The following is a 16,158-nucleotide window of genomic DNA, read 5'->3' as shown; positions in this document are numbered from 1 at the left end:
TAATCATTTTTGACGTCACCCTGACATAAAAGTCAAAGCCATTTTCTGTAGCCGTTTCAGGGGTGACCTCGGCTGCGTGGAATGGACAGGGAAAAGGGGCTCATGATTCATGGATGACCGAAAAATTCTGGTATTAACAGGGGCAAGCCGCGGCATCGGCCATGCAACCGTAAAGCGATTTTCCAGCGCTGGTTGGCGCGTCATCACCTGTTCACGCCATGGTTTTCCGGAAAATTGCCCGTGGGAAGCGGGGCCAGAAGACCATCTGCAAATTGATTTATCATCGCCTGAAGATGTAAGCCGTGGCGCGGTAGAATTATTGACGCGGCTTGATGGCAAACCACTTCACGCGCTGGTGAATAATGCTGCAATTTCACCGAAAACGCCTGATGGTGGCCGCCTTGATTGTCATAAAACATCGCTTGATCTTTGGCAGCATGTTTATCAGGTGAATGTTTTTGCCCCAATCATGCTGGCGCAAAAACTATGCGACTCGCTTGGCAAAGGTGATGGCTCGATTGTGAATGTAACCTCGATTGCCGGAAGCCGGGTTCATGAATTTGCCGGTTCGGCCTATGCCACATCGAAAGCCGCGCTTAGCGCATTGACCCGCGAAATGGCGTCTGATTTTGGCAGGCGTGGCATTAGGGTAAATGCCATTGCCCCGGGTGAGATTAAAACCGATATTCTGTCGCCTGATAGCGAGGCAACAATCATTCCGCAAATTCCGCTTGGCCGGTTTGGCAATGCTGATGAAGTTGCTGACACTGTTTTTTTTCTTTGCAGTGATCAGGCCCAATATCTAAATGGATCGGAAATTCATGTGAATGGTGGCCAGCATGTCTAGGCTTAGCTATTAATCTCGATCAGTAATCTTGGCCAGCAATCTTGGCTAGTAATCTTGGACGTTTAGGACAGTTGAAATGACACAAAGCATCCCCCCATCCGAACAACAGCTTGCTGGCAATTCACCGGCAAGCCGCGATATTGCCTTTCATATGCATCCCTATACCAATCCGGCAATGCTTGGTGATGTGGGGCCGCATATCATGGCACAGGGTAATGGTGTCTTTGTTGTTGATGATGCTGGTAATCAGTTTTATGAAGGGATGAGCGGGCTTTGGTGTACATCGCTTGGGTTTTCCGAACCTGAATTGATTGATGCGGCAATGGCGCAATTCAAAAAACTGCCTTTCTATCATAGCTTTGCTGGCAAAACGGTCAATCCGGCGATTGATCTTGCCGAAATCTTGATTACCTCTGCCCCGCCTGCTGGCGGTGACAGCGTGATGAGCAAAGTGTTTTTTGCGGCATCTGGATCAGAGGCGAATGATACCGCCATGAAGATGGTCTGGTATTACAATGCGGCGCTTGGCCGGCTGGAAAAGCGCAAAATCATTAGCCGCCGAAAAGGCTATCACGGGGTGACTATGGCGGCGGCGAGCATGACCGCGCTTGCCTATGCGCAAGATGGTTTCGGTCTGCCGCTAGATTTCGTCAAACACACAACCGCGCCCGACTTTTATAACGGTGCGAAAGACGGCGAAAGTGAAGAAGATTTTGCCAGCCGTTGTGCCGCTGATCTTGAAACGCTGATCCTCGAAGAAGGGCCAGAAACCGTGGGCGCGCTATTTGCCGAGCCGGTCATGGGGGCAGGCGGGGTGATTATTCCACCACGAACCTATTTTGAAAAAATTCGTGCTGTTCTGGAAAAATATGATGTTTTGCTAGTCGCGGATGAGGTGATTTGCGGGTTTGGCCGTACGGGCAATATGTGGGGTTCTCAAACCATGGATATCCGCCCTGATATGCTGACCTGTGCCAAGGCGTTGTCATCGGCCTATTTGCCGATTTCGGCGGTGATGCTGTCGGAAAAGGTCTATGCGCCAATCGCCAAGCAGGCAGAACAGCTTGGCATTTTTGGGCATGGCTATACCTATTCGGCGCATCCGGTTTGCGCCGCGGTGGCCTTGCGGGCGCAGCAATTGATGCAGGAACGCGATATCGTCGGCCATGTCAGGCGCATTGCCCCGCAATTCAAAAGCCGGATTGAACGGCTTGCCAGATTTGATTTCATCGGCAATTTGCGGGCGATTGGCCTGATTGGTGCAATGGAATTTGCCGCCAATCGCCAAACGGGTGAAAAATTTGAACCAAGCCAGAAAATTGCTGCGCAAGCGGTTGCCATCATTCAGAAACATGGGGTGATTTTACGCGCCTTGCCGGGTGATATCATTGGCTTTTGCCCGCCTTTGATCATCACTGCTGCAGAAATTGACGATATGTTTGACCGTATTGAGTCTGGTCTTGATGAAGTTAGCGCGCTTGCGGCAAAGCTTCGTTAATCTGATGGCCATGTTATGATCAAACAGCAATGCGTGTTGGTGCTTGGCCGCTTTTGGGGCAGCGCGCATGCGGTATTGCTGATGGCAACCTTGATTTGGGCAGGTCATGCGGTGGCATTGCGCATGTCGGTTGGCGAAATTTCACCGGTTTTGCTGATGCAATTGCGCTGGCTTGGTGCCTTTCTTATTTTGCTGGTGATCTATCGCAAAACCTTGCCACGCCATGTACCGTTGGCTTTACAGAACTGGCGTTGGGTGTTTGCCATGGGTGGTGGCGGACTTGCCGGTTTCAGCCTGCTTCTTGTCTATGCGGCGCAATATACGACCGCGGTCAATCTTGGCATTATGCAAGGGGTGATTCCGGCGGTTGTTATGTTGCTTGGCTGGCTGATTTATCGAACCCGCATTGGCTGGCTGCAATTTTTTGGTCTTTGTTCATCACTGACCGGTATTTTGGTTCTGGTTAGTGCTGGCAGCCTGGCCACGATTTTGGCGCTTCGTTTCAACTTTGGTGATTTGTTGATGGTTGCGGCATGTCTGTGCTATGGTGCTTACACGGTTGCACTGGCAAAGCGGCTTGAAATGCCGCCGGTTTTGCTTTTATGTTTTTTCGCCTTTTGTGCTTTTTTGACCTGTAGCCTGTTTCTGATCGCCGAATATGCGAATGGCGATCTGGTGCTTCCCGGGGTCAAAGGCAGCTTGTTACTGTTTTATTCAGCAATCTTTCCGTCAATTCTGTCACAAACATTCTATATGCGTGGCGTCGCGCTGGCGGGTGCGAACCGCGCTGGGCTTTATGTGAATATGGTGCCAATATTTGCGGCTTTTTTGGCAATGCTGATCTTGTCCGAAACCATGTATATTCATCATCTTGTGGCGTTGTTTATGGTGCTTGGCGGGATTTTCTTGGCGCAGCGCGGCAAGGTGAAAACCTAAGCAAAACCTCTATATCAAGCAGTTATCAATAGCTTGACAAGAGTTGTTTGCAAGGTGCAATTTGGCCATAAGGTGCTGGCTTGTGGCACTTGCCTGGGCAAAAGAAATCTTGGGCAAAAGAACTCAATTTCGAAAAACGCAATGGCGGCGCTTATGGCGGCCACGACCATAATCTTGGAGGCTTTATGCTGGATAAAACCGAATTTTACATCAACGGATCTTGGGTGCCATCACAAGATGGGCATAGCTTTCCTGTTTTGAATCCGGCCACCGAAGATGCGTTTGCCACAATTACGCTTGGCGGTGCCAAAGATGCCGAGGCGGCAATTGCCGCGGCCAAAGCTGCCTTTCCAGCTTGGTCGATGACAAGCCCGGCTGACCGTGCTGGCTATTTGCAAAAATTGCTTGATGTCTATATCGCACGCAATGATGAAATGGGCGCAACGATTTCAACCGAAATGGGTGCGCCAATTGATATGGCGGTCAGTGATCAAGCTGGATCGGGCATCAGCCATTTAAAGGCATTTATTCGGGCGCTTGGCACAATGGAATTTCAACGGCCATTGCGGCAAGGTGTCGAAGGCCAAGATATTGCTTTTGAGGCGGCGGGTATTGCCGCGTTGATTACCCCGTGGAATTGGCCGATGAATCAGGTTGTTCTGAAGGTTGGGGCGGCGCTGGCGGCAGGCTGCACAATGGTGCTGAAACCGTCTGAAATTGCCCCAATGTCCAGTATTCTTTTTGCCGAAATGATTGATGAGGCTGGCTTTCCGGCAGGTGTATTTAATATGGTAAATGGCGATGGTGCCGGTGTTGGCACGATCTTATCATCACATCCAGATATTGATGTTGTGTCATTTACCGGCTCAACACGCGCCGGTATTTTGATCAGCAAGGCAGCTGCAGATACGGTGAAGACCGTCTCGCTCGAACTCGGCGGCAAATCGCCAAATCTGGTTTTTGATGATTGCGATGTCGAAAAGGCAGTTCGCATGGGCGCTGCTTTCTGTTTCAATAATACAGGGCAATCTTGTAATGCGGCAACACGCATGCTGGTTCAGCGAAGCGTCTATGATCAGGCTGTTGAAATCGCCGCCGCCAAAGCCAATGCCACCAAGGTTGATCTGCCGTCAAATTCGGGAAATCACATCGGGCCTTTGGTATCTGAAGCACAATTCAACAAGGTGCAAAGCATGATCCAAGCTGGCATTGATGAAGGGGCAAGGCTTGTCGCTGGCGGCGTTGGCCGTCCTGAGGGCATGAATCGTGGCTGGTTTGTAAAGCCAACGGTGTTTGCCGATGCGACAGCCGATATGACGATTATCCGCGAAGAAATTTTTGGCCCTGTTCTGGCATTGATGCCGTTTGACAGCGAAGAAGAAGCCATCGCCCTTGCCAATGACACGCCGTATGGACTGGCGGCCTATATCCAGACGGGTGATAAAGAACGCGCCAAGCGCGTTGCGGCAAGATTGCGCGCTGGTATGATTCAGGTCAATGGCGCTTCGCGTGCGGCAGGAAGCCCGTTTGGCGGTTACAAGCAGTCAGGCGTTGGCCGTGAAGGCGGGTTTTGGGGGATTGAAGAATTTCTCGAAATAAAAACCATTAGTGGCATTGTCTAGTACCGCCTATCGGGGCTGATCAAATCAATGCAGTTGTTTCAGTTGCGTCAGTGACGACAGCCCTGCCGCCTAATCATTATCATTCAGCCCAGCACCAGCACCGGTAAGGCGTGATGCCTCGGTTGCTGGTGCATAGGTGTTTTTGGCAAAGACGTTCAAAACCGTGATGCAGGCTGATGCTGTTTGCGGAACGCGGGGAATTGCGGCATTGGCGATGGTCATCATCTCAGGCACTTCGTCATCAGATGCGGCGTAAATTTGGCAGGCTGACGCATCCATTAAAATCGCCGTGTCATTTTTTGAAAATCCAAATTTATCCTGGGTTAGCGCAAAAACAGCTTTGCCCAAAGATAGGCAAATAGGGCTGTTTGCAGCGCGAAGCGCGATAAAGGGAATCAGCAATAACGGCGTTCGGACGCGGGCAAACTGCACTTCATCCCCAAACACACCATCACCATAGGCAGCGCCAGTGGCAATTGGACAATAATGACCATCACGCGCTGTATCATTGGGCCAGATGGTTATTTCACCGGCTTGCCGCCAGCTTAGATATCGACATAGCGCGGCAACACCGGGCAATTGGCGGCGTTGAAGCCATTTCACAGCATAGCCAGCTTCGTCGGCAAGCCCCCAATCCATGCCGCTTCCGCGTGCCGCCTTGGTGGCTAGGGCGCCGATTTCACCAAGTGACCAGCTCATGCCCTTTCATGATCCGGTCTGCCAGTGCTGGCAAGCGGTGGATAAAACAGGCTATCAGGGTCTAGCATTGCCAATTCATCGGGGAAGGGCGCGCCTTGATACATTGTAATGCGCAACCACCGATCCGAACGCGGGTCAAATTTTGACGCGCCGAAAAAGGACAATTTACAACGAAGCAAATCAATTGGCTGCATTTCTGCTGAAATCGTATTGTCCTGAATTTCGGCATAGGGAAGGGTGAAAACGGTTTGCATGCGGCGAACAATATGCCGGTGCTCTGGATGTTTCAGCAAAAACATCGCAACATTATCGTCGCCTGATCTGGCGGGATTTTCGATCCATTGATCAATGGCCTTCATCGCCCGAACGGCATCATGGCCGGGGGCAAGCGGTTGCTCATAAGGCTCGATTGGTTCTTCAAATCGTTCACCAAGCCGCGGCTCAAGCTTTTCTTCAGACACATACCAAACCCGCGCCAGCGAATCATTTTGCGAATAATCAATGCCCTTGGTCCAGCTATAGGTGGTGTCCATCATCTGGCGCAGCAATGATAAGGGCATTGATCCATCAATACGGAAATGTGCTGCCTCATCCGATGCCATGCCGATTGCCAAATCGTCAATCAGGTCGCCATGCTCTTCAAGCAGAAGCGATACAAGCTGTTCCTGGCCTTCAAGGCTGAGATTGGCCTCGCCCCAACGATAGATGCTGTCCCAAGGCTGGTCGATATCAACGTCAAGGCCGCGCACAAACGTGTCAAGCCGGACAAGATCATGCCGCAATGATTGGGTTTTGCCATGCTGATAAGGGCTGTCGGTTGTCCATTCTTCCGCGTTTTTGGCAGCTTTGGCGATCATCGTCAGAAAACCGGCGAGGCCAGCCTGATCGGTTGCGGCAAGCGCCCGCACGCGTGCCAGAGCGGTTTCACGCGCATTGATCCATGCGTGAATCAATGAAGGGTGATTAATCAAGAATGGTGCCATGCCAAGACCAGTTGAATTGCCAACACCGATGCGGCGGCGAATATCGGGATCAAGCTTGACCGCCTTTGCTGGCGCTTTGACCGCAGCCATATGTTCGACAATATCAATGGTAAATGACCGGATTAACCAGACGGCAAGCAATTCAGGCTGGAACGAGCCCGAAAATTCAGGCCGGTTTGCCCAGATATCACGATCGGCAGCGCCAAATTTGCCAGATCCGTAAACGGCCGTTGTTCGCATGAAGTAACCGACAGGTTCGATCACCGCAAGGTCGGGCTGGCTGCCAGCGGCAAGGCAATCACGAACATAGTCAAAAAGCCGAACCGAGCGGTTTGCGCGTGACAGCACAAATTCATCATCTGAAATGCGGCCAGCCTCTTGCAGCGGAACATTCTGCCTAAGCCGTTCAATATCTGCATCGCTTATGGTGCCATCATGAAGCGTAAAGGTGGCATCCCATGCTTCGGCGATGACCCGATCTGACCGTTTTTCGGCTGGCAGATCATGCGCAAAGGCAACCAATGTATAGCTTCGCTCAGGGCCAATGGCCTCATAGGTGGCAACGCCAACACCGTTGGCATCAATCAACCAACGACTTTGTTTGAATTGCCAATTCTCGGCTTTGAGGCGGCGCAACAAAACGCGCATGAAGCTAAGACGGCTTTGATGAAATGACCCCATCCGTGCCAAGGTCATGACCTGACTAGCAGGACGAAGCGCAACAGACGGCACTGGCGGCGGTGATGCGGCCGGATTATCTTGTTTCATCTCTGGTGTTTCCATTAACCAAACCATTTTGCTTGTTGCGCCAAGAAACCTAATCAGGCCGTTTCAGCGCCAAAATTTTCATCATAAAACCGAAGCCAGTTTTCACCCATAATTGCATGTGTGTCTTTTTCGGAAAATCCCTGCTGTCTTAACCCATCTGCAATCGCGCCGAAATGGCGATTATCTATAAACCAGTTTGGCATTGGAGGAAAGCCTGCATGACTGGCTGATCCTTCGCCATAATCAATTTCTTTTGTCCATCTGCCAACGCGCATCCACTCAACCACACTGTCAGGTTGGTCCTGACAAAGGTCGGATCCGATGCCGATATTGTCGATTCCCATCAAATCAGCAGTGTCGGCAATCATCTGGCAAAAGCTTGTCAGGCTGCACTCTGATTTGTCCTTTAAATGATGCGGGTAAAGCGAGAAACCCAGCATGCCACCTGATTGGCCAAGCGCGCGAAGCACGTCATCCGATTTATTGCGTTTGGCCGGATGCCAGAAATAGGGGTTGGCATGGGTAATGGCAATTGGGCGTTGCGAAATTTCAATGGCCTCCAAGGTTGATCGTTCGGCCGAATGGCTCATATCAACAACCATGCCAACACGGTTCATTTCTTTGATGACTTGGCGACCCATGCGTGTAATGCCGGTATCTTCATCTTCATAACAACCCGTGGCAAGAAGCGACTGGTTATTATAGGTAAGCTGCATAAAGCGAACGCCGAGGCTGTGACAAATTTCAACAAGCCCAATATCATCTTCAATTGGTGACGGGTTTTGAAATCCAAAAAAGATCGCGGTTCGGCCTTCGCGTTTGGCACGCCGCACATCATCGCCGCTGGTGCCATGAAAAATCAGATCGGGATAGCGTTCAAACCAGCGATTCCATTGTTCGATATTGGTAACGGTTGCGCGAAACATTTCGTGATAGGCAATCGTCACATGAACCGCGTCAACGCAGCCTTCGCGCATTTGCCGAAAGATTTTTTCTGACCAATTTGCATATTGAAGATTGTCGATGAGATGCATCAGATTATTCCGGCTTGCCAGCGGCAATATAGCTGGTTTTCACGATTGTATAGAATTCGGCGGCATAGCTTCCTTGTTCGCGCGGGCCGTATGAGCTGTTGCCGCGTCCGCCGAATGGCACATGATAATCTGTGCCTGCGGTTGGCAGGTTGATCGTAACAACACCTGTTTGGGCATTGCGGCGGAAATGCGTTGCTCGCGCCAGCGAACGGGTGATGATCCCCGATGTTAGGCCAAAATCAGTGTCATTCACGACATCAAGCGCCTCATCATATGAGCCGACCTTGATGATACAGGCGATTGGAGCAAACATTTCTTCGCGATTGATGCGCCAGTCATTTTTCGTGCCACCAATAACCGCAGGCGTCATGTAATAGCCATCATGATCGCGGCTAACCGTCTCGCCGCCACACAGTGCCTCGCCGCCTTCCTGTTTGGCTGTTTCCATCCATTGCAGGTTTTCGGCCAATTGTCCGGCGCTTACTACGGGGCCGATTTGCGTTCCATCAGCCAAGGCATGCCCAACCTTCATTGCCGATGCTGCGGCAACAAGCCGATCGGCGAATTCGTCATGGATGGCCTCATGCACAACAAGCCGTGACGAGGCGGTGCATTTTTGACCCGTCCCGCCAAAGGCGCCGCCAAGCGCGGTTGCCACGGCAAGATCAAGATCGCCATCATCCATAATGGCAAGCGCGTTCTTTGACCCCATTTCCATTTGAACTTTGGTGAGATTGGCAATGGCGGCGGTGGCAATCTGTTTGCCAACATCCAGCGAGCCGGTAAAGCTAATCGCGTTTATCGCCGGAGATTCGACAAGTTTTTGGCCAATGCTGCCGCCCGGGCCCATCACCAGATTAAACAGCCCATGCGGAATATCCTGACGCGAAATGATTTCGCTTAAGGCAACAGCCGAAGCCGGCACCAGATTTGCCGGTTTCCAGATAACCGCATTGCCAAAAGCCAGCGCTGGCGCAATTTTCCAGACTGCTGTTGCGGTTGGAAAATTCCAAGGGCTGATAATCGCAACAACCCCAACCGGTTCGCGCCGAACATCAATTTCGATGCCGTCACGCACACTATCGGCCGTGTCACCGATCTGGCGAAGCACTTCGGCAGCATAATAGGTAAAGAACTGGCCGGCTCGGTAGATTTCACCAACGCCTTCGGCCAATGGTTTGCCTTCTTCGCGGCTAAGAAGGGTGCCGAGCTCGATGCGGCGTTCCATCAATTCATTGCCGATATTCATTAAGATGGTTTGACGCGCCTCAAGACCGGTGGCGGCCCATTTTTTCTGGGCGGTTTGGGCGGCATCTAGGGCGCGATCAAGCTGGGCGCTATTTGCCTGCGCGTAATGGCCGATCTGATCGCTAAGGTCGGATGGGTTGATATTGGTAATTGTGCTTTGCCCATCGCACCACGCGCCTGCAATAAAATTCTGTCCGGTTTCTGACATGGTCTCTTGCGCCTTTCATATTGCCAATATCTGCAAGAATTCATTTGATTGGCATGGGTCAGACTGACCGAAAGAGGATTTGAACACAACCCCTTTACTTGATCTGGTTATATCAGTTTTTTGGCAATCATTTGCATGACTTGTCATTTCCTGATAAGCGGGATTTAAGTGATGCGGATATCATGTCCTATCGGCCTGATAGTTTCGCAATGTCATGCAAAGGACGGCAGCGAATGAAAATGATCACTGATCGTATGTCGATGCCCTATTTCGCCCTTGGCGTTCTGGCTTTGGCAATGGGAATTATTCCCCTTAATGACGCATTGATTAAATTGATGAGTGGTGATGTTTCGCTTGGCCAATTGGTCGCTTTGCGGGCAGGAATGACGCTGATCATGCTTGGCATTTTCAGCCGCAGTATTCAGGCAATGTTTGCGCTGCCAGCAAAAGTTTTCTGGCTGTTTTTTGCCCGTAGCATGTGTCTTGTGCTGGCGATGGTGCTGTTTTTCGTTTCGCTAGGGACGTTGCCGCTGGCAAATGTGATCGCCATTTTCTTTGTATCACCATTGATCATCACAATTCTATCAGTGCCATTTCTTGGTGAGAAAATTGGCCTTCACCGTTTGGCCGCAGTATCAGCTGGCATGGCTGGGGTTTTGTTTATCATTCGGCCCGGCGGGGTTCAGTTTCAGGTGGAAACCTTGTTTGTTGTGATGTCGGCCTTCAGCTATGCCGCCTTTCAGATATGGACAAGACGCCTAAAATCGGTTGGCAATCTATCGGGCATGGTTGCGGTTCAGCATATTTGCTATTTGACGATTGGCGCGCTGTTCATGCTTGTGAACATGATCTGGCCAGTTGATCAATCGGGTAATCCGACAATTGATTTTCTGCTTCGCGCGCCATCACTGATGTCTCTGACCAACCTTGGTTATCTGGTGATTTGCAGCTTTTCAGTTCTGCTATTGTCCTACGCATCCTCCAACGCCTATCGTTCGGTCGAGGCATCGGTCATTGCGCCATTTGAATATGTCGCGATTCCGTTCGGTGTTTTCTGGGGTGTCGTGATCTGGGATGAATGGCCGGATCAGATGGTTATGATTGGGATAACGCTTATTCTGGCGGGCGGGCTTTACACGCTTTATCGTGAAAATGTCCAATCGATTGACGTGATTACGTCAAGCCCGATGCCGGCAACCGCCGCGATTGTAGAACCTGCCGATGCGGCACCGCAAGATATGGATGTGAAAGCGCCAAACCAAAAAGAATTAGGCAAAAAGATTAGGCCCAAAAGGATTAAGCCCATAAAAAGTGATAACAGCGCCGTCTAGTCGGCTTTGCCACCCTTCCAGACGCCTGTATCCTTTAGCTTTTCAGCAACTTCGGCAGGCATGTAATTTTCATCATGCTTGGCCAAAACATTGGTTGCGATAAATTCACCATTGGCAAGTGACCCTTCGGCAACGACGCCTTGGCCTTCGCGAAACAGGCTTGGCAACGCATTGTCATAGCGGACGCTGATTTCATTTGAACCATCGGTGACCGTGAAAACAGATTGCAATCCGTCGATCTTGACGCTGCCATCTTTGACCAGCCCGCCAAGCCGCAATGCCTGCCCCGCCTTTGTTCCTGAGGTGGTAATTTCGGTTGGCGTATAGAAAAAAACGATATTGTCGCGAAGCGCGCCAAGCACAAGCATGGCGGCAACGCCAACCAATGCTGCGATCATCGCGATGATTGATAACCGTTTGGCCTTTGGTGACATGGATGCCTCGTTGATGCGTATCATCAGGGATTTGATAACGCTGCTTACCAGAAGATTAGAAACATACAATAGTTTGCCGGAAATTTAGGGTCGCGGCAAGACAGCGCAGGTTATTGTGTAGCGTTGTCAAACGCTGTAAACAAGTGTTACTAATTTATGGAACGTAGTGAGGAATTTATGAAAAATTATGTTTTTATCGCCGCAGCAGCGGCAGGACTTCTTATGGCAGCTCCGGCACAGGCTGGCGATGCAGCTGCAGGTGCAAAAGTATTCAAGAAATGTAAGGCCTGTCATTACGTTGATCGGGAAAAAAACAAATCTGGCCCGCATTTGGTGAATATCATTGGCCGTGCAGCTGGTGCGGTTGACGGGTTCAAATATTCCAAAGCGATGGCTGGATCGGGTCTGGTTTGGGATGAGGCAACTTTGGCCGGTTTCCTTGCTAAGCCAAAGAAATACCTAAAAGGCACCAAAATGTCGTTTGCTGGCCTGAAAAAAGAATCCGACATTGCCAATGTGATTGCCTATTTAAAATCACCAAAATAGCCTGATGCCCTCGCAGGAGAGGGCGTCAGTTTTGGTTTGTTGCGGGCTATGGCCCTTCTTGGAAGCTTTTTTACGGCGAATAAATCATGGATTTGATGAACAAATATCCGCGCTTGTCGGATCTGAAAAAGCCTGCGTCGAGACGCATTCCAAAATTTGTGTTTGCCTATCTTGACTCAGGAACAGGCCATGATCGCGCCAAAGACGAAAACAGGGCTTTTCTCGACTCGATCGAGCTAACACCGCAATTCATGCGAGGGCGGGTCGATCCCGATTTAACAACCAAGCTTGGCAAAAAAACATTCAAGGCGCCGTTTGGTGCGGCGCCTATTGGTCTGTCATCATTGATCTGGCCCGGGGCGGAATCGATTATTGGTCGCGCTGCCAAAAGACACGGCTTTCCCTATACGCTGAGCACGGTGGCTGGTGAATCAATCGAAATGATCGCCGAATCTGCGGGTGAAATGGGCTGGTTTCAGCTTTATGCCCCTCGTGACCGTGATCTGATGCGTGATTTGCTGCGGCGCGCCAAGGGCTGCGGCTACACAACGTTGGTTGTGACCGCTGATGTGCCATCACCAAGCCGCCGCGAGCGCATGCGGATTGCGGGCGCGCCACTTGGCAGCCGAGGTAATTCGGCCTTTTCACCGCGCGTCATCTGGCAAAGCATGCTTCGTCCGGAATGGGCAGTGCGGACCTTGCTGAATGGCGGGGCACGCTTTCGCAATATGGAACCCTATGCCAAGAATAATGGGACGATGGGCATCACCAAATTCATCGGCGATCAGCTAAACGGCTCGCTTGATTGGGATTATCTAGCTGAAATTCGCGCCGAATGGGATGGCGAAATCTATCTCAAAGGGGTTCTTCATGGACAAGATGCAGCGCGGGCGATCAAGCTTGGCGTTGATGGCATTGTTGTCTCAAATCATGGTGGCCGTCAATTAGATGCAGCACCACCACCTTTGGCACAGCTGTCAGCCATTCGCGCTGCGGTTGGCAAGGATGTGCCGCTGATTGTCGACAGTGGTATCATGTCGGGGCTTGATATTGTGCGGGTATTGTCGGCAGGCGCTGATTTTGCGCTTGTTGGCCGCGGTTTCATGTATGCCGTTGCCGCCCTTGGCAACAAAGGCGGGGAGCATGCGGCCTCAATCCTTTTGGAAGAAGTTTGCGATGTAATGGCGCAGCTTGGCCTGTCGTCGATTGATGAGGTCAAGCGGCTTGGAAATGGCTAGCCCTGGCTAGGTTGTTTTCAGCGCAAGAATGGTGATGTGATGCTGTCTTTGATTTTGCAACGGATATTTGCTGCTGTTTTAATGGGTCTGATGATGCTGTCACCGGCGATGGCGTCTGACCTGATGTATGGGACGCTGCAATTTCGCGCAACGATCGGATCAATGCCAAGCAGCGCTGCCTATTTGTCGATCACAAATCATGGTGCCATGGCCGACCGGTTGCTGGCCGCTGAAAGCAGCCTTTCCCGCAAAACTGAACTTCACACAATGGAGATCACAAATGGCGTTATGAAAATGCGGCAGATTGACGGCGGCATTGCTATTCCGGCTGGCAAGACAATCCAGCTGGCACCTGGTGGGTTTCATGTGATGCTGATCGGGTTGAAAGCGCCATTGAATGCTGACGAACGTTACCAAGTGACGTTCGTGTTTGAAAAAGCCGGAAAGGTCAAACTAACCGGTCTTGCCAAACGCCCTGCCGATTTGAAAATGCCGTCTTCGCATTCATCTGATACGCATTCACCCGACGCGCACTCAATGAATATGCCGAAAAGCAACTAGCAAAGCCATCATGCGCACGGCCACCAGCCTAGAAGATGCCGGCATCTAACCCAGCTGCCACGCCAAGACATAGATCGCCAACCTGCTCGCAAAATCCATCATTCCAATCGCCATGCAGAATTAAAGGCTCGGCCACCAGTCGCCATTTCAGGCCGCCACAAATGCTTGTCAGTGCGCGCTTGGTTGCGGTGCCGTCCAATCCGGCGCGGATATAGATCGCAACCGGCTTGGCATCGCTGTGATCCAGCCAGTCATTATAACAACGATCAAACATATCCTTGGTTGCGCCAGCCATATATCCAATATTTTCGGTTGTGCCGATGATGACTGCATCGGCGGCCAATAGATCGGGGCTGGTCACATCAAATGGCGAGACACAGCGTATTTTGACCGCACCCTGATCATAGCCATTATAACCAAGGCAGGCATCAAGCCCCGCCTTGGCAAGCACGGCGGTATTTGGCGATGGCGTATGGGCAATGATTAACAGGGTTTTTGACATGGGTGAAATTTTAGGCTGTTTTGGCTATATTGCAATGATAGCTGGCTCATTGGCACAATTTGCGGCATGCAGCTTGCGATGCAAGACACACCAAAGCCAATGCCGGTTCTGGCAGGAAAGGGCAAATTGATATGAATAAACCCCTCGATCGGGCCGCGATTATCGCCAGTCTTGAAGATAGGCAAGGCTGGCAATTGACGCCCGAAGATGCGTCTTTGCAAATCATTGAAAAAACTTATTTCTTTAAGAATTTTAACGCTGCTTTCGGGTTTATGGGACGGGTTGCCCTGATGGCCGAACGCGCCAATCACCATCCCGAATTTCACAATCAATATCGTCAGGTGACGATTCGCTGGGCAACGCATTCATGCGGTGGCATTACCGCGCTTGATCTGGAAATGGCAAAGATTTGTGATCAGCTTGCCGTCGATAGCGGGTTGAAGGCCTAGATCGATCCGGCTTGCAGCGGCACGCGGCTGTCCATCACATCGCCCATTGAAGCACCCATAGCGCGACAATACCAACCGCAATTGTGGTGATCATCTGCCGCGTCACCAATGCCGCAATGATCGCCAGCGCGGCGGCAAATAAACGCGGATTATCCCAAAGGGCAATTGTCTGGTCTGCCGGATCAATCAATATGGCAGGGACAATAATCGCTGTTAGAACCGCAATTGGCACAAACCCCAAAGCATCAACAAGCCATTGCGGCGGCCGATTGCTAATGCCATTGCTAAGCATGATAAAACGCGTTGCAAAGGTAAACAGGCCTGCCGCAATCATGATGAACCAGATCATGATGTGGCTCCGGCTTGATGGTTAAGACGGCTGACAAGCCATCCCGCCAGAATGCCGCCAATGGCAGCGGTGATAAGCCATAAATTCCACGGCAGTGGTTGGCCTAATATGGCAATGGTTCCGGCAGAGACCGCCGCGGCAAGATCGGCGCGGGTTTTTAGAATTGGCGCAACAATAGCGATAAAGGTAAGCGGGATGGCGAATGACAATGACCATGAATTGGGGATTGTGCCGCCGACTAGAACACCAAAAATTGTCGAAAATTGCCAGCTTGTCCACAGCAGCATACCGCTTCCAAGTAGGTGAAAATGCTGATTAGGGCCAGGTGGTTCATGTTTAAATCGCCTGATCGAGATGGCATAGGCCTCATCGGTTAGCAAATAGCCAAGTAAAATACGCCATCGCAGCGGCAGGTGACGCAAATAGGCCGCGATGGATGCGCTATAGAGAACATGGCGCATATTGATCACGCAAACCGACCCGCCAACAATCAAGGCTGGCACACCAGCCGCCCATAGTTGAGCAAACACAATTTGGCTGGCACCACCAAACAGGATGCTTGACATCAAAATTGTTTGCCATGGGGTTAGGCCGCTTTCGAGGCCAAGAACGCCGAACACAAGGCCAAAGGGTGCAACGCCAAAAATAAGGGGCATTTCCTCGCAAACGCCAGCCCAGAACTCGCTTCCTGCCGACAGGTTTTGGCTGGCCTTTGGGCTGTTTTGGACTTTTGGCATGGCAAAATGTCTCTTTATTTAAGAGGGGTTGTCTCGATCAGCGGCATGATAGCGCAGGGCAAGGAATTAGCAAGCTATCGCCGAATTTTTGGTTGTATGGGCGTGAAATTTGATTACTGGTAAATGCATGGTTAGCAATCTTGCAATTCACGTCCGTTTTGGGTACTT

17 protein-coding genes are annotated in these 16,158 nt (G+C 51.0%); 9 read left to right on the top strand and 8 right to left on the bottom strand.

Annotated elements, in window-relative coordinates; all coding sequences use genetic code 11:
• The first annotated feature begins 109 nt into the window (after positions 1-109).
• The 4 genes from ABXT40_RS07300 (at position 110) to ABXT40_RS07285 (ending at position 4,903) form a co-directional block, all read left to right on the top strand.
• Positions 110-847, top strand: coding sequence for an SDR family NAD(P)-dependent oxidoreductase (locus tag ABXT40_RS07300; RefSeq protein WP_443644965.1), 738 nt, complete (start codon positions 110-112; stop codon positions 845-847).
• Positions 848-923: 76 nt separating this feature from the next.
• Entirely contained in the window at positions 924-2,345 is a 1,422-nt protein-coding gene (locus ABXT40_RS07295; RefSeq protein ID WP_443644964.1) for an aminotransferase, read from the top strand.
• Positions 2,346-2,360: 15 nt separating this feature from the next.
• A complete protein-coding gene (locus ABXT40_RS07290) occupies positions 2,361-3,281 on the top strand; it encodes a DMT family transporter (RefSeq protein WP_443644963.1) in 921 nt (306 codons plus the stop codon).
• A gap of 185 nt (positions 3,282-3,466) precedes the next feature.
• The gene (locus ABXT40_RS07285; protein ID WP_443644962.1) at positions 3,467-4,903 is read left to right on the top strand and encodes an aldehyde dehydrogenase family protein; all 1,437 of its coding nucleotides are present in this window, start codon (positions 3,467-3,469) and stop codon (positions 4,901-4,903) included.
• A gap of 69 nt (positions 4,904-4,972) precedes the next feature.
• Here ABXT40_RS07285 and ABXT40_RS07280 read toward each other — a convergent pair whose 3' ends face one another.
• The 4 genes from ABXT40_RS07280 to ABXT40_RS07265 are packed head-to-tail and all read right to left on the bottom strand — an operon-like array spanning position 4,973 to position 9,843.
• A complete protein-coding gene (locus ABXT40_RS07280) occupies positions 4,973-5,602 on the bottom strand; it encodes a DUF3726 domain-containing protein (RefSeq protein WP_443644961.1) in 630 nt (209 codons plus the stop codon).
• Positions 5,599-7,353, bottom strand: coding sequence for a hypothetical protein (locus ABXT40_RS07275; RefSeq protein WP_443644960.1), 1,755 nt, complete (start codon positions 7,351-7,353; stop codon positions 5,599-5,601). Before ABXT40_RS07275 ends, ABXT40_RS07280 begins: the two co-directional genes overlap by 4 nt.
• A 53-nt stretch (positions 7,354-7,406) precedes the next feature.
• Complete coding sequence (locus ABXT40_RS07270; protein WP_443644959.1) at positions 7,407-8,387, bottom strand: membrane dipeptidase; 981 nt, start codon at positions 8,385-8,387, stop codon at positions 7,407-7,409.
• Between the two features lie 4 nt (positions 8,388-8,391).
• Entirely contained in the window at positions 8,392-9,843 is a 1,452-nt protein-coding gene (locus tag ABXT40_RS07265) for an aldehyde dehydrogenase family protein (protein ID WP_443644958.1), read from the bottom strand.
• Positions 9,844-10,076: 233 nt separating this feature from the next.
• Between ABXT40_RS07265 and ABXT40_RS07260 the strand changes: the two genes are divergently transcribed.
• A complete protein-coding gene (locus ABXT40_RS07260; protein ID WP_443644957.1) occupies positions 10,077-11,174 on the top strand; it encodes a DMT family transporter in 1,098 nt (365 codons plus the stop codon).
• Here the strand turns inward: ABXT40_RS07260 and ccmE are convergent.
• Positions 11,171-11,608: a cytochrome c maturation protein CcmE gene (gene ccmE / locus ABXT40_RS07255; RefSeq protein WP_443644956.1), complete on the bottom strand. Its 438-nt coding sequence runs from the start codon at positions 11,606-11,608 to the stop codon at positions 11,171-11,173. The two genes, ABXT40_RS07260 and ccmE, sit on opposite strands and share 4 nt — an antisense overlap.
• A gap of 177 nt (positions 11,609-11,785) precedes the next feature.
• Between ccmE and ABXT40_RS07250 the strand changes: the two genes are divergently transcribed.
• The 3 genes from ABXT40_RS07250 (at position 11,786) to ABXT40_RS07240 (ending at position 13,953) form a co-directional block, all read left to right on the top strand.
• The gene (locus ABXT40_RS07250) at positions 11,786-12,154 is read left to right on the top strand and encodes a c-type cytochrome (RefSeq protein WP_443644955.1); all 369 of its coding nucleotides are present in this window, start codon (positions 11,786-11,788) and stop codon (positions 12,152-12,154) included.
• A gap of 86 nt (positions 12,155-12,240) precedes the next feature.
• Positions 12,241-13,392: an alpha-hydroxy acid oxidase gene (locus ABXT40_RS07245; RefSeq protein ID WP_443644954.1), complete on the top strand. Its 1,152-nt coding sequence runs from the start codon at positions 12,241-12,243 to the stop codon at positions 13,390-13,392.
• Between the two features lie 39 nt (positions 13,393-13,431).
• The gene (locus ABXT40_RS07240; RefSeq protein WP_443644953.1) at positions 13,432-13,953 is read left to right on the top strand and encodes a copper chaperone PCu(A)C; all 522 of its coding nucleotides are present in this window, start codon (positions 13,432-13,434) and stop codon (positions 13,951-13,953) included.
• 28 nt (positions 13,954-13,981) lie between these two features.
• On the opposite strand, the gene ABXT40_RS07235 is transcribed toward ABXT40_RS07240, so the two are convergent.
• Positions 13,982-14,455 (bottom strand): flavodoxin family protein, encoded by a 474-nt coding sequence (locus ABXT40_RS07235; protein WP_443644952.1) that lies wholly within the window; start codon positions 14,453-14,455, stop codon positions 13,982-13,984.
• Positions 14,456-14,586: 131 nt separating this feature from the next.
• Here ABXT40_RS07235 and ABXT40_RS07230 point away from each other — a divergent pair, with 131 nt between their 5' ends.
• Positions 14,587-14,904, top strand: a complete 318-nt coding sequence (locus tag ABXT40_RS07230) for a 4a-hydroxytetrahydrobiopterin dehydratase (RefSeq protein WP_443644951.1) — start codon at positions 14,587-14,589, stop codon at positions 14,902-14,904.
• Between the two features lie 34 nt (positions 14,905-14,938).
• On the opposite strand, the gene ABXT40_RS07225 is transcribed toward ABXT40_RS07230, so the two are convergent.
• A complete protein-coding gene (locus tag ABXT40_RS07225) occupies positions 14,939-15,253 on the bottom strand; it encodes an AzlD domain-containing protein (protein ID WP_443644950.1) in 315 nt (104 codons plus the stop codon).
• Positions 15,250-15,990, bottom strand: a complete 741-nt coding sequence (locus tag ABXT40_RS07220) for an AzlC family ABC transporter permease (protein ID WP_443644949.1) — start codon at positions 15,988-15,990, stop codon at positions 15,250-15,252. Before ABXT40_RS07220 ends, ABXT40_RS07225 begins: the two co-directional genes overlap by 4 nt.
• Between the last annotated feature and the right edge of the window lie 168 nt (positions 15,991-16,158).

The sequence above is a fragment of the Candidatus Ponderosibacter sp. Uisw_141_02 genome (assembly GCF_048087665.1).
Taxonomy (GTDB): Bacteria; Pseudomonadota; Alphaproteobacteria; order Puniceispirillales; family Puniceispirillaceae; genus UBA3439.
This window is presented reverse-complemented; position numbering and strand designations above follow the sequence as displayed.

Bases quoted from the DNA above. Each gene is read 5' to 3' on its own strand.
- ABXT40_RS07265 (WP_443644958.1), bottom strand. From the start codon at position 9,843: ATGTCAGAAACCGGACAGAATTTTATTGCAGGCGCGTGGTGCGATGGG.
- ABXT40_RS07220 (WP_443644949.1), bottom strand. From the start codon at position 15,990: ATGCCAAAAGTCCAAAACAGCCCAAAGGCCAGCCAAAACCTGTCGGCA.
- ABXT40_RS07300 (WP_443644965.1), top strand. From the start codon at position 110: ATGGATGACCGAAAAATTCTGGTATTAACAGGGGCAAGCCGCGGCATC.
- ABXT40_RS07260 (WP_443644957.1), top strand. From the start codon at position 10,077: ATGAAAATGATCACTGATCGTATGTCGATGCCCTATTTCGCCCTTGGC.
- ABXT40_RS07285 (WP_443644962.1), top strand. From the start codon at position 3,467: ATGCTGGATAAAACCGAATTTTACATCAACGGATCTTGGGTGCCATCA.
- ABXT40_RS07270 (WP_443644959.1), bottom strand. From the start codon at position 8,387: ATGCATCTCATCGACAATCTTCAATATGCAAATTGGTCAGAAAAAATC.
- ABXT40_RS07250 (WP_443644955.1), top strand. From the start codon at position 11,786: ATGAAAAATTATGTTTTTATCGCCGCAGCAGCGGCAGGACTTCTTATG.
- ABXT40_RS07275 (WP_443644960.1), bottom strand. From the start codon at position 7,353: ATGAAACAAGATAATCCGGCCGCATCACCGCCGCCAGTGCCGTCTGTT.
- ABXT40_RS07230 (WP_443644951.1), top strand. From the start codon at position 14,587: ATGAATAAACCCCTCGATCGGGCCGCGATTATCGCCAGTCTTGAAGAT.
- ABXT40_RS07295 (WP_443644964.1), top strand. From the start codon at position 924: ATGACACAAAGCATCCCCCCATCCGAACAACAGCTTGCTGGCAATTCA.
- ABXT40_RS07225 (WP_443644950.1), bottom strand. From the start codon at position 15,253: ATGATCTGGTTCATCATGATTGCGGCAGGCCTGTTTACCTTTGCAACG.
- ccmE (WP_443644956.1), bottom strand. From the start codon at position 11,608: ATGTCACCAAAGGCCAAACGGTTATCAATCATCGCGATGATCGCAGCA.
- ABXT40_RS07290 (WP_443644963.1), top strand. From the start codon at position 2,361: ATGATCAAACAGCAATGCGTGTTGGTGCTTGGCCGCTTTTGGGGCAGC.
- ABXT40_RS07235 (WP_443644952.1), bottom strand. From the start codon at position 14,455: ATGTCAAAAACCCTGTTAATCATTGCCCATACGCCATCGCCAAATACC.
- ABXT40_RS07245 (WP_443644954.1), top strand. From the start codon at position 12,241: ATGGATTTGATGAACAAATATCCGCGCTTGTCGGATCTGAAAAAGCCT.
- ABXT40_RS07280 (WP_443644961.1), bottom strand. From the start codon at position 5,602: ATGAGCTGGTCACTTGGTGAAATCGGCGCCCTAGCCACCAAGGCGGCA.
- ABXT40_RS07240 (WP_443644953.1), top strand. From the start codon at position 13,432: ATGCTGTCTTTGATTTTGCAACGGATATTTGCTGCTGTTTTAATGGGT.